Origin of the sequence: Aurantimonas endophytica (assembly GCF_014196845.1) — a bacterium.
Lineage (GTDB): Bacteria > Pseudomonadota > Alphaproteobacteria > Rhizobiales > Rhizobiaceae > Aurantimonas > Aurantimonas endophytica.
Window position 1 is genome coordinate 871,613 of sequence record NZ_JACIEM010000001.1, and the last position, 12,268, is coordinate 883,880.

General features: G+C 68.5%; 12 protein-coding genes. 6 read left to right on the plus strand and 6 right to left on the minus strand.

Annotated elements, in window-relative coordinates:
* Position 1 precedes the first annotated feature (1 nt).
* A complete protein-coding gene (cckA, locus tag GGR03_RS04330; protein ID WP_183206296.1) occupies positions 2-2,542 on the minus strand; it encodes a cell cycle histidine kinase CckA in 2,541 nt (846 codons plus the stop codon).
* Positions 2,543-2,803: 261 nt separating this feature from the next.
* Between cckA and GGR03_RS04335 the strand changes: the two genes are divergently transcribed.
* Positions 2,804-4,264, plus strand: coding sequence for a flagellar biosynthetic protein FliO (locus GGR03_RS04335; RefSeq protein WP_183206297.1), 1,461 nt, complete (start codon positions 2,804-2,806; stop codon positions 4,262-4,264).
* Positions 4,265-4,464: 200 nt separating this feature from the next.
* Here GGR03_RS04335 and dksA read toward each other — a convergent pair whose 3' ends face one another.
* Positions 4,465-4,881 (minus strand): RNA polymerase-binding protein DksA, encoded by a 417-nt coding sequence (gene dksA, locus GGR03_RS04340; protein WP_183206298.1) that lies wholly within the window; start codon positions 4,879-4,881, stop codon positions 4,465-4,467.
* 282 nt (positions 4,882-5,163) lie between these two features.
* On the opposite strand from dksA, the gene GGR03_RS04345 reads away from it, so the two are divergent.
* The 4 genes from GGR03_RS04345 (at position 5,164) to GGR03_RS04360 (ending at position 8,947) form a co-directional block, all read left to right on the plus strand.
* Positions 5,164-5,694 carry a SixA phosphatase family protein gene (locus tag GGR03_RS04345; RefSeq protein ID WP_183206299.1) on the plus strand — a complete coding sequence of 177 codons (531 nt, stop codon included), beginning with the start codon at positions 5,164-5,166 and terminating at the stop codon, positions 5,692-5,694.
* 75 nt (positions 5,695-5,769) lie between these two features.
* On the plus strand, positions 5,770-7,221 hold the full coding sequence (locus GGR03_RS04350) for a YcjX family GTP-binding protein (RefSeq protein WP_183206300.1): 1,452 nt from the start codon (positions 5,770-5,772) through the stop codon (positions 7,219-7,221).
* Entirely contained in the window at positions 7,218-8,330 is a 1,113-nt protein-coding gene (locus GGR03_RS04355; protein WP_183206301.1) for a YcjF family protein, read from the plus strand. The genes GGR03_RS04350 and GGR03_RS04355 overlap by 4 nt, the downstream gene beginning before the upstream one ends.
* An 83-nt stretch (positions 8,331-8,413) precedes the next feature.
* Positions 8,414-8,947 carry a hypothetical protein gene (locus GGR03_RS04360; protein WP_183206302.1) on the plus strand — a complete coding sequence of 178 codons (534 nt, stop codon included), beginning with the start codon at positions 8,414-8,416 and terminating at the stop codon, positions 8,945-8,947.
* 7 nt (positions 8,948-8,954) lie between these two features.
* Here the strand turns inward: GGR03_RS04360 and folK are convergent, their stop codons facing one another.
* Together folK and folP are read right to left on the minus strand one after the other, a co-directional pair.
* Positions 8,955-9,476 carry a 2-amino-4-hydroxy-6-hydroxymethyldihydropteridine diphosphokinase gene (gene folK / locus GGR03_RS04365; RefSeq protein ID WP_210292035.1) on the minus strand — a complete coding sequence of 174 codons (522 nt, stop codon included), beginning with the start codon at positions 9,474-9,476 and terminating at the stop codon, positions 8,955-8,957.
* Positions 9,470-10,330: a dihydropteroate synthase gene (folP, locus tag GGR03_RS04370; protein WP_183206304.1), complete on the minus strand. Its 861-nt coding sequence runs from the start codon at positions 10,328-10,330 to the stop codon at positions 9,470-9,472. The genes folK and folP overlap by 7 nt, the downstream gene beginning before the upstream one ends.
* A 156-nt stretch (positions 10,331-10,486) precedes the next feature.
* On the opposite strand from folP, the gene GGR03_RS04375 reads away from it, so the two are divergent.
* Positions 10,487-11,107 (plus strand): DUF922 domain-containing Zn-dependent protease, encoded by a 621-nt coding sequence (locus GGR03_RS04375; RefSeq protein ID WP_183206305.1) that lies wholly within the window; start codon positions 10,487-10,489, stop codon positions 11,105-11,107.
* 51 nt (positions 11,108-11,158) lie between these two features.
* Here the strand turns inward: GGR03_RS04375 and GGR03_RS04380 are convergent, their stop codons facing one another.
* Positions 11,159-11,479 (minus strand): 2Fe-2S iron-sulfur cluster-binding protein, encoded by a 321-nt coding sequence (locus GGR03_RS04380; RefSeq protein WP_183206306.1) that lies wholly within the window; start codon positions 11,477-11,479, stop codon positions 11,159-11,161.
* A 208-nt stretch (positions 11,480-11,687) separates the two neighbouring features.
* Positions 11,688-12,068 carry an Hpt domain-containing protein gene (locus GGR03_RS04385; RefSeq protein ID WP_183206307.1) on the minus strand — a complete coding sequence of 127 codons (381 nt, stop codon included), beginning with the start codon at positions 12,066-12,068 and terminating at the stop codon, positions 11,688-11,690.
* Positions 12,069-12,268: the final 200 nt, after the last annotated feature.

Here is a 12,268-nt window from a genome sequence, read left to right on the forward strand (position 1 = left end):
GTTACTCGTCGAGCATCGTCTTCACCGAGACGGCAAGGTCGCGCAGCGAGAACGGCTTGGCGAGGAAGCCGAACTTCTCACCCTCCGGCAGGTTCTTCGCGAACGCGTCCTCGGCATAGCCCGAGACGAAGATGAACTTCAGGTCCGGGCGCTTCTGGCGCATCTCGCGCAGCAGCGTCGGCCCGTCCATCTCCGGCATCACCACGTCGGAGACGACGAGGTCGATGCGCCCCTCGAGCTCTTCCATCACCTCCAGCGCCTCGATACCCGACGCCGCCTCGTGCACCTCGTAGCCGCGCATCTTGAGGGCCCGGACGTTGCCGGCGCGCACGTGATCCTCGTCCTCGACGAGGAGGATCGAGGCGGTGCCGGAGAGATCCATCTTGGCATTGCTGACGGCCACGGACCCGGCGTCGCTCTTGATGGCGGCCACCTGGACCGGAATGTGCCGCGGCAAGAAGATACGGAAGGCTGTCCCTTCGCCCTGCGTGGATTCCACGAAGATGAAGCCGCCGGACTGCTTGACGATGCCGTAGACCATCGAGAGGCCAAGCCCGGTGCCCTTGCCGATCTCCTTGGTGGTGAAGAAGGGCTCGAAGATCCGCTCGGCGACTTCCGCCGGCATGCCGGTCCCGGTGTCGGCAACTTCGACCAGCACGTAGTCGCCCTCGGTTAACTCGCCATAACCGAAGCGACGGGCCTCGTCGGCCGGCACGTTGCGCGTCGAGATGGTGATCTTGCCGCCGCCTGGCATCGCGTCGCGGGCGTTCTGCACGAGATTGGTGATCACCTGCTCGAACTGGCCGATATCCGCCATGACCGGCCAGAGATCCCGCTCGTGATGGCGCTCCAGCTTGGTGTTGTCGCCGCTGACCCGCTTCAGCAGCAGATGCATGTCGGCGATCACGTCGGTGAGGCTCAGCATCTTCGGCCGCATCGTCTGGCGGCGAGAATAGGCCAGCAGCTGGCGGACCAGCGACGCCGCCCGGTTGGCGCTCTGCTTGATCAGCAGGAGATCCTGGAAGGACGGGTCACCGGTGCGATGGTTGAGCAGCAGGAAGTCGACAGACGCAGTGATGATGGTCAGGACGTTGTTGAAGTCGTGCGCGATGCCGCCGGCGAGATTGCCGATCGCCTGCATCTTCTGGCTTTTGGCGTACTGGTCCTCCAGCACGCGCTGTTCGGTGATGTCGACGCCGTAGAGGATCGCGGCTTCGTCGGTATCGCCACCCGCCTTGGGAACGGCGCTGATATAGAGCCGGACGGAGCGCGGTGGTTCGCCCTCGATCTCGGCGTCGATCGCCGGTATGCCGGCCCGCCCGGTCGTCGCCGCGGCCAGCGCCTGGCGCAGCCCCTCGCGACCGCCCTCGCGCAGGCTGCGTTCGATTTCCGCTCCGCCGGCCGCTGCCTCCTGGCCGAAAAGCTGGCCGAAGACCGCGTTGGCCCGCACCACCCGCCCGTGCTCGTCGAGCGCGGCGATCGCCATCGGCGAGGAATTGAAGAAACGCGTGAACCGCGCCTCCACGACCTCCAGCGAACCCGGTGCTTCGTTGTCGCCGCCGCGGTTGAGCACCAAGGTGCGCACGATGCCCGGCGCGGCCGCATCGCCCTCGGCGCTGCGCCGAAGCAGCCGGACGGGCAGGCTCTGGCCGCGCTCCGTCACAAGGTCGAGATCGATGACCGTCGGCACGTCGGGATCGCTGGCGTTCGCGCGTGGTGACAGCAGCGCGTGCGATACTTCCGGGACGAACTCGAGGATCGAACGGCTGAACGGCTTGAACTCGCTCAGGTCGACGTCGAGCCAGCCGGCCAGCGTGGCATTGAGATAGGCGATCCGGTAATCGGCGTCCGCAGCGAAGAAGCCGGCCGGCGCCTTGTCGAGATAGTCGATCGCGTGCTGCAGGTCCTGGAACGAGCTTTCCTCGTGCTTGCGGTCGGCGGTGATGTCGAGGATCTGCCAGGCCTGCAGCATGCCGCTCGACGTCGCCAGCGGCCGGACGGAGGCTCGGTACCAATGGGCCGCCGGGGCGGCTTCGCTCCCTGACAGGCTGCGCGGCAGCCGGAACTCGCGGTGACCAGCACGGTTTTCCCGCGCCAGATTGGCCAGCGCGTAGATCGCCTCGGAGGCCTCGGGCTCGCGGGCCAGGAGACGCTCGAGCGTCTTAACGGAGGCGGCGGTCGTCGCGCCCGTCGCCTCGCCATAGGCGCGGTTGGCATAGATGATCCGGCCCTTGCGATCGACGATCAGCGTGCCGGTCCGCGCGGTGTCCAGGAAATCCTTGGCGATCGCGCCCTCGGCGATTCGGCCGGTGAACTGCACGAAGCCGAGCGCGGTGGCGAAGATCGCGGCAATGCCCGCGATCGCCAGCGCGCCAAAGATGATTACCAGCGCGATCGCCCCATAGGCATGGCCGAACAGCGCCAGCACCGCCGCGAGCAGGATGAGCCCGCCGCCCAGCACCAGCAGACGGCGCACGCCGGAGGCCGCCGCGGCCCGGTCGATCAAAGGTTTCTCGACCGTTCCCATCGCCACTCCGTTCATTCTGCCCCTCGCCTGCATGCGCCATGTTGAGCGCGTGCGATACTGAATCAAAAGCCAGACCGAGGCGAGATGTCGCTTGAACGGTTTTTCTTTGGCCTGCAATCGCGAAAAAGCCCGCTTTCGCCTTCGCGCGCGATCAATGACGCACTATGAACAGCCAAGCTGGTCCTATGCTTGAGTTAGGGCCTCTTCGTTCAACTCGGCCCGGCCGCGCTTTTTCGGCAGTGGCCGGTCCCTCCCGCCCCGCAGGAGCTGCAGCCCATGCCCCAATGGCTTGTCGATATCGTCGGGGAGAGCCTCGCCCCGATCGTCTGGGTGGCAATCGTCGCCCTCGTCGTGTGCCTTCTGGCGATCGTGGTGATCCTGCTGGCCAGAAAGGCCTTCGGCGGTATCGGCGGCGGCGGGTTCAAGACCCGGGCGCCCCGGCTGGCGGTCATGGACGTGGCGCGAATCGACGAGAAGCGCCGTCTGGTTCTGGTGCGACGTGACGAGGTGGAGCATCTGGTGCTCGTCGGGGGCCAGACCGACATCCTGCTGGAGGGAAACATCCTCCGCGTGCCCGCCTCGCGCTCGCGCACCGAGCCGCAGCTCGACCGGCTGCCGGAGCCTGGCGACGCACCGGCAGCGCGCCGCTGGGATGGCCCGTCCAACGGCGACGAGCGCCAGGCCCGACCGCATGTTGCGCCCCCGCCCGCCCCCGCCCGACACGAGCCGCGGCACGGAGCGCAGAGCGGGGATGAGCCGGGCAGTGACCCGCGCGCCGAGGCAGCGCCAAGCCCTGTCGTCACGCCGGCACCCGCTCCCGTCGTCGCGCCGACCCGTCCGGCGGCCCCAAGACGCGACCCGGCGCCGCTGCCCGATTCGCGACGGCCGGAACCCGAGGCGGTCCGACTTCCGCCGCGTCCGCCCGTTCCACCGGTGCAGCCCCGATCGATGGCGACGCCGACACTGCCGGTTGCTGCACCGCGCGAAGAAGCCGCCGCGCCGCAGCCGTCACCCAACGTATCGCCTGAGGGCGCCGGCCGGATCGAGCCATCGCTGGCGATGCCGGATCCGCAACCCACACCGGAAATGTCGCGGCAACGTGCAGAGCTGCGCGAGCGCCTGAGCCGCTCCGCCTCGCCGGTTTTGCCCCGCGCGCCAGCGGCCGCCGCATCTGCCGTGACGCCGGACAAGCCGGCAGAAGCGTCACCCGAGAGGCGCCCGCTTTCCGTGCGCAGCTTCGCCACGGCCATCCAGAACCGTGGCGCGCCTCTCGAGCCGCAAGCGCCGGCCGTGCCCGCGAAACCACCGGTCGCGGATGCGCCGATCGCAGCTTCCGCACCACCGGTCGCGCCGGTCCCATCCGCAGCGACGCGTGACGAGCCAGCCGGCGCGTCCATGCCGGAACCCAGTCTCGAAGACTTCCTGTCGGCCGAGCTCGATTCGGAGTTGTCACGCGACGAAGCCCCGCCCGTTGCAGCCGAAAAGGCGATCTCAGAACCCCAAGACGAGGCAGGGCCGGCTTTGGCGCCACCTCTCGTGGAACCGGCGCATCGGCCGGCGACGGCGGCGCCCGGGGCAGTTGCGGAAATCGGTCCCAATACGAATCGCGATAAGCGGCATTCCCCCGCGACCGGCGAGGCCGCAACGCCGGCACGCAAGTTGACGCTGGAGGAGGAGATGGAACGCCTGCTGGGCGACTTCAGCTTCGGTGAAAGCGACCGCCGCGACCGCGGCTGACGCGGGTCGGGCGGATATGGCGGCCCGCGGCCCGATCAGCGAACGATGTGGCCGGCCGCCGGTTCGGCGGCGTGCCTCGACGAGGCATCAGCAAAAGAGGGCGGGACGAGGATGTCGGTCGCCGGCCTCGTTAGGCAAAGCCCGGCAATACTGGGGTTTCGCCGACGGACGTTCGGTCGCGGCGCCGCGTATGGGTCGGCCTATTCGTCCCGGTAGACTTTTTCGCGTCGCTCGTGGCGCTCCTGCGCCTCAAGCGACATGGTGGCGATCGGCCTTGCATCCAGGCGTTTCAGGCTGATCGGCTCGCCGGTCTCTTCGCAGAAGCCGTAGGTTCCGTCCTCGATCCGCTCCAGCGCCGCGTCGATCTTGGAGATCAGCTTGCGCTGGCGATCGCGCGCCCGCAACTCGATCGACCGGTCGGTCTCCGAAGAGGCCCGGTCCGCTGCATCCGCCTGACTGCTGTTCTCGTTGGCGAGGGCTTCGAGGGTCTCGCGTGATTCGCGCAGGATCTCGGCCTTCCAGGCGAGCAGCTTTCGGCGAAAGTACTCCTTCTGGCGATCATTCATGAACGGGCCGTCTTCCGACAGGGTCGCATCCATCTTGAGTGTCTCGCTCATTGGGCACCTCCGTTCCGCAGCCCGGGCTTATAACGACGCTTCAACGCCCGAACAAGTTGCTTGACCCGCGACAACCTGAAAGTGACTCAAAAAAACTAACGCGCGGAATTCGTTCGCCTTTCCGCGCGCTTATCCGCCGCCAAGCATGACAGGCGGATGACGCGCGACGAAGGCGCAACCATATCCACCGGCGCTGGTGCCTCCCTTGCGCCTCGCGCAGTGATTGTTGCCGAGGCGCCGCCCCGATTGCCGCGGCGGCGGATTCGGCATACTCGAACGTCTATGTCTGCCGCCCCGCCAAGCCGCCTGTTCATCCTGCGCCACGCGCATTCCTCGTGGGCCCTTCCGGGCCAGCGCGATCACCAGCGCCCGCTCGACGAGCGTGGCCGCGACGACGCGGTTCGGCTTGGGGAATTCCTTGCGAAGGCGGACTGGCGCATCGACGCGGTGGCGAGTTCGACCGCGACCCGCGCGACCGAGACCCTGGACCTCGTACGTCCGGCGCTGAAGGCCGGGACGCCGGAGCACCTTTCCGACTCGCTCTATGCTCTTGGCGTCGAGGCCTATTATGGCGAAGCGCGCCGCCTGGGCGACGCCGAAGGGCTGCTGCTCGTCGGCCACAATCCGACGATCGAGGAATTCACCGTCTCGCTGGCCGGTGACGGCGAGGCAAAGGCGCTCGAGACGCTCGCGGCCGGCTTTCCCACCTGCGGCCTGGCAATCGTCGAGTTTTCCACCCCCCTTGCCGACATTACCCCGGGCGCCGGCACTCTCCGGCAACTGCTGGTGCCCGCCGATCTCGGCGAAGGCTGAAGCTCCGGCCTTTCGGGGTCGGCACGGGCCCCCTATATCGACCTCGCAGCCAGAGCAGAGGAAACCCGCGCGTTCATGACCTCCCTTGCCGACGAGGCGCGGCTCGTCCTCGACAATTTCGCCGACCGCACGACCGGCCTCTTCCACCCGAACCTCCGGCTCGGCGTCGCCGGCCTGTCGCGGGCCGGCAAGACCGTCTACATCACCGCCCTCGTCCACAATCTGCTGCATGGCGGGCGCCTGTCGCTGTTCGAGGCACAGGCCAGCGGCCGCATCATGCGCAGCTATCTGGAGGAGCAGCCGGACGACGCGGTGCCGCGCTTCCAGTACGAGGAGCATATCCGCACCATCCTGGAAGACCGCGCCTGGCCGAAATCCACGCGGGCGATCTCCGAGCTGCGCCTGACCATCGAGTACGAATCGGCTTCCGGCTGGTCGCGCATGTTCTCCGGCGGCCGGCTGTCGCTCGACATCGTCGACTATCCCGGCGAGTGGCTTCTGGATCTGCCGCTTCTGGAGAAGGACTTCGCACGCTTCTCCGCCGAGGCGCTCGAACGTGCGCGCTTGCCGTCGCGAAAGGCCATGGCGGGCAAGTTCCTCGCGCTGCTCGACGGCTTGGATCTAGCCCAGCCGGCCGACGAGCCGACCGCCCAGTCGCTCAGCGCCGCCTTCGCCGACTATCTCAAGGCTTGCCGCGACGACTCGACCGCCCTGTCGACTTTGCCGCCCGGCCGTTTCCTTATGCCGGGTGACCTCGAAGGCTCGCCCGCGCTGACATTCGCGCCGCTGCCGGTCGAGCCGGGCCGGACCTATCCGAAGGGCTCGCTCGCAGCGTTGCTGGCGCGGCGCTACGAGGCCTACAAGACCGTCGTGGTGAAGCCGTTCTTCCGCGAGCATTTTGCCCGGCTGGACCGGCAGATCCTGCTGGTCGACGTGATGCAGGCCATCAATGCCGGCCCCGAGGCGGTGCGCGACCTCGAGACCGCCCTCGCCGACATTCTCGGCTGCTTCCGTCCCGGACGCAGCACCTGGCTCGGCTCCTTCCTGACCCGTCGCATCGACCGTATCCTCGTCGCGGCGACCAAGGCGGACCACCTGCACCGCGACAGCCACCGGCAGCTCGAGGCGATCGTCCGCCGGCTGCTCGACGACGCCATCGCACGGGCGAAATTCTCCGGGGCCGAGACGGACGTGCTGGCCCTCGCTGCCGTTCGAGCGACCCGCGAGGCGACCGTCATGGACGGCGACGACCGCCTGCCGGTGATCGTCGGCACCCCGGCGGCCGGCGAGACCATCGGCCGGGACACGTTCGACGGCGAGACCGAGACGGCGGTGTTCCCCGGCGATCTGCCGAGCGACCCTGCCCGGCTGTTCCTGCCGAACCCCGGCAAGCCGGCGGACGGGATCCGCTTCGTGCGGTTCCGCCCGCCGCGGCTTGAGCGCACGGCGGAGGGGCTGACGCTGTCGCTCCCCCACATCCGCCTCGACCGCGCCCTGCAGTTCCTCCTCGGAGACCGGCTGGCATGAGCAACGACGACGCCTCCCGCCGTGCCCGCCGTCCCGGTGCATATCGCCTCGACGAAGCCGGCGTTGCCCGCACCCCGCCCGTGGAGGAGCGGGTTGTGCCCCGCCGCGCCCCCCGGGCCATCGACGACCTGACCCGGGTCGCGCTGGAGCCCGATGACGCCATCGAACGCCAGGCTCTGGAAGCACTGGAGGCCGCACCCGCGACAAGGCGACGGCGCCGCTTTTCCTTCGGCAAGCTCTTCATCGCCGCCCTGGGTGTGCTGGTGTCGCTCGGCGTCGCGCTGGCGATCGATGCGCTGATCCGCGACCTCTTCGCGCGCTATGACTGGCTCGGCTGGCTCGCGGTCGGTGTCACGGTGCTGCTGGTAGTCGGCGCCGTCGGCCTCGCCGCGCGCGAGGCCATCGGCCTGATGCGCCTGTCGGCGGTCGACCGCGAGCGCCGCGACGGCCTTGCCGCCTACGAGGCGAACTCGGCGAACGACGCGCGGACCGTGGTGCGCTCGCTGTCAGCTCTGCTGTCGGGACGACCGGAGACGGCGCATGGCCGGGCGCGCCTTGCCGCGCTCGACGACGAGGTGATCGACGGCGCCGACCTCATCGCGCTCGCCGAGCGCGAATTGCTCGGTCCGCTCGATGCCGCGGCTCGGACGCTGGTCCTGGCCTCCGCCAAGCGAGTCTCGGTGGTCACCGCTGTCAGCCCGAAGGCACTGGTCGATGTCGCCTACGTGCTCTTCGAGACCGTCAAGCTGATCCGGCGGATGTCGGAGCTTTACGGCGCGCGGCCCGGAACGCTCGGCCTGATCCGCCTGACCCGCGACGTTCTGGCGCATCTCGCAGTCACCGGGTCGATCGCCATCGGCGACGGCGTCATGCAGCAGCTTCTCGGCCACGGCGTTGCCGCGAAACTCTCGGCAAGGATGGGCGAAGGCGTGGTCAACGGCCTCCTGACCGCGCGGGTCGGCCTCGCCGCCATGGATCTGTGTCGGCCGCTTCCATTCCTGCGGACCCGGCGTCCGCGCATCGGCGACATCCTCTCCGAACTTGTCTCGATCGGCGGCGGCTCCGCCGCTCGTCGACGTCCGGCGGAGGCCGGTCCGAACGATTTGTGAACCCCTTGGCAAGGCTCTCTTAACCCTTACGAGCGATAAAGATTGGTGAAACAACCGCTTGCGCCCGTCAGGAAGGTCCGCCCATGTCCCGCATTCTCAAGGCCGGTCTCGCTCTCGCGATCGCCGCCTCTACCGGCCTCTCCACGCCGGCCTTCGCCGAGAACGACGAGACCTTCTTCCGCCAGGTCGTCGGCCAGTGGTCCGGCCCGGGCGAGATCGTCGCCGGCAAGTACAAGGGGACCAAGTTCATCTGCGACTTCGCGGGCACCCAGCATGCCAAGAGCGTCGGCATGGCGCTCGACGGCTCCTGCCGGGTCGGGCTGTTCTCCCAGCCGATGCGGGCGGAAGTCGTGCGCGGCGGCAAGGGCTACACCGGTGCCTTCCAGGACGGTGCCAAGGGCAAGGGCCTCGACATCGTCTCGGGCGACGTCGGTGCAGATCGGATCGTCGTCGGCCTCGACCGCAAGCAGTTGAAGGGCGCGATGATCGCGCGCCTCGCCGACCAGGACACGATGGCGATCACCGTCTCGGTCCGCGTCGCTTCCGACCTCGTGCCGGTCATCGGCATGAACCTCAAGCGCACCGGCGCCGTCCGCCAGAGCGCCCTCGCCGACTGAGGATCCGTCAGCCGGGCATGCCCGGCTCCCGCCACCATTCGCCGTCAACACTCGCCGGCTCGATACCCTCCGGATCGGCGGCGGCGGCCCACTCGGTGACCGTGCGGCCAGCGATCCGCAGGGTCGGCGCGATCTCGGCCAACGGGATCAGCACGAAGGCGCGGTCCGTCACCCGAGGATGCGGCAGGATCAGCGCATCGTCCTCGTAGGGCCGTTCTCCGTAATCGAGAACGTCGAGATCGAGCGTTCGCGGCCCCCAGCGCTCGCGGCGCTCGCGCTTGAAGCTGCGCTCGGTCTCAAGACACAGCTCCAGCAGGTCGCGCGGCGACAGCGTCGTCGCGACCGTCGCGCACGCATTGAAGAACCAGGGCTGGTCGGTCTTGCCCCAAGGCGGCGTACGGTAGAGCCGCGACGCCGAAACGACATCGCAATCGGCTCGACCATCGATAAGGCGGAGCGCCGCCGCCATCGTCGCCTGCGGATCGCCGATATTGCCGCCAAGCCCCAGACAGGCGGCGACCGTCACCAGCGCTCGCCCTGGAGCGCGCGCCGCATGGCATCGGCGATCATCAGCGCGTCGCGATTGGCCGGCACGTTGTGCACCCTGAAGATGTCCGCCCCGCGCTCGCGCAGCAGTACCGAGGTCGCCGCCGAGGCGATGTCCGGCTCGGGATCCTCGCGGCCGATCGCGCCGCGCACGAAGCGCTTGCGCGAGGTGCCGACGAGCAGCGGGAAGCCGAGGCGCATCAGCTCTGCAAAACGCGCCATCAGGATCATGTTCTCCGGCCCATCCTTGGCAAAGCCGAATCCGGCGTCCAGCACGATGGCGGCATCTGGAACACCCGCCGCGCGGGCGATCTCCAGCGAGTGGCGCAGGAACAGGAACTGGTCCTCGATGACGTCGGGAAGCGTCTCGCGCTCGCGACCCGTATGCATCATGCAGAGACCCGAACCGGTCTCCGCCGCAACGCGCGCGATCGCCGGGTCCTTCTGCGCGCCCCAGACGTCGTTGACGATATGGGCCCCGGCTTCGACTGCGAGCCTTGCCGTCCCCGAGCGATAGGTGTCCACCGAGATCAGGCAGTCCGAGCGGCGCGCCAGTTCCTCGATCACCGGCAAGATCCGGCGCTGCTCCTCCGCCGCGTCGACTGGGGTTGCCCCCGGCCGCGTCGATTCCCCGCCGATGTCGACGATGGTGGCGCCCTCGGCGACCATCTTCAGCGATTCCGCCACGGCGGCTTCGACGCTCGCGTAGCGTCCGCCGTCGGAGAAGCTGTCCGGCGTCGCATTGAGGATGCCCATGATGCAGGCGGATTCGCCGAGCTCGACGCTGCGGCCATGGCCGACCTGCCAGATGCCGCCCCTTGGTTCGATGACGTCCATGGACGCTCCTGCCAGCTGGTATCTTCCTGCGTCGTCGGTAACGTGCCGCTGCGCGGCGCGCAATTGCGCGCGAGGCGGCTTGTGTTGCGGCGGCGATGGGTTAGCCTGCGGAATGCAGGTATGAGCAGCCTCGTCTCCGGCGGAGGACCACCAGAAATGCGGACGAAAATGGGCATGCCGCTGATCGGCGTCCTGGCGCTGGGCGTGGCGCTTGCCCACGCTGGGCTGGTCCAGGCGGCGACCGTCACCCAGCGCACGACCTATTTCGCCGTGAAGGGTTCGACGCTCGAGGAACTTGACCGTGATCTCAGCCGAAGCGGTCCCTATGTCGCCGAGACCGGCCTTCGCCATCCCGGCGCGACCGAGGTCAAGTTCGACGGACAGGTGACGTACAAGCGGGTTTCCGGCGGCTGCCAGGTCGACCAGACCAATCTCGGCCTGACGCTCAACATGACGCTGCCGCGGTGGACGCCGCCGAAGCGAGTGGCGCCGGAAACGATCCTGGTGTGGAGGACGCTCGAGGAAGACATCCGCCGCCACGAGAACCGCCACGCCGAGATTGCCCGCGAATGGCTGAAGCGCATGGAAATGGCGATCCGCAACTTGCGGGCCCAGCCCAACTGCGCCGCGATGGAGGCTCAGGTGAACAACGTCACCCAGCGCTATCTCGCCTCGCACGAGCGCGCCCAGATCGAGTTCGACACGATCGAGGGACGCGAGGTGAATTTCCGGCTGCGCCGCGCGCTCAACCGCACCATGCAGGAATACGGCCGGTAGCTGGCGCGCACTGCGATCGCTTGAGACGATAAGCCGGTCGGTTGCCGGCGATCAGGCCTGGCGCTCGGGGACCCGCAGCACCAGCCCGTCGAGATCCTCGCGGATCTTGATCTGGCAGGAGAGCCGCGAATTCGGCTGCATTTCGTAGGCGAAGTCGAGCATGTCCTCTTCCATCGCCTCCGGCTCGCCGGTCTTGGCCGTCCATGCTTCGTCGACATAGACGTGACAGGTCGCGCAGGCACATGCCCCGCCGCACTCCGCCTCAATGCCCGGTACGTCGTTGCGGATGGCGTTCTCCATCGCGGTCGTCCCGATGGGGGCGTCGATGTCGTAGCGTTGTCCGTCATGGGTGACGAAGGTGAGCTTGGCCATGAGCGCTGGTCTCTCGTTCGATGATTGCGGGCGGCGACGTCGCCCTCCCGTTGCGGGAAAAGACGGGACGGGGTCGGTCGGGCGCCCGGCCGGCCGGAGCCGTCAGCGCACCGGCCCGTCGCCGAAGGCGGCAGACTGCGGGTCTGTTAGAGTCTGCCGGGTTGCGAAGTCAACTCTTGCGGACCACCCCGAGGGCTTTCGCCCACCCTCAGTCGATCAGCGAGCGGGCGAAGCTTGCCGCTGCCTCGGCCTCACGGCGCAGCTGCGCCAGCGCCGCCGGGTCACGCAGCGCGGTCTCGTAGCGCTCGGCGCAGTCGGCCAGGCGAAACGCTCCGACGTTGCGGGCCGTCCCCTTGAGCGCGTGAGCGATCTGCCGCCTGTCCTCTTCGCGTGCGCCGTCGAGGCGCCGCAGCAGCGTGTCGAGCTGGCGGCTCAGCATGCCCAGCACGTCGGCTTCGAGCGCGCGGTCGCCGCAGGTCTGGCGCGCCAGGTGGACGAGATCGATCGGCCGACGCCGCGACGGACATTGCGTGCCGCCGACCGTCTCGCCGGCCCCGGCCTTTCTCGCCTTCAGCACCGCCTGAAGCATGTCCGTCTCCCTCAATGCCGAATGGCGGCAACCGCATCCCGGCGCGTGGCGGCATGTCACCGGAACACCCGATCATCTGGCGACAGCATGTATGAAGGATTAACCGGAACGCGCGGAATGAGCCGAACGGCTTGTACCGCCGTCACCGCCTGAATCGCCGCAACCTCGGCGCCGCAGGGGCGACGGTCGGAACCCGCAAA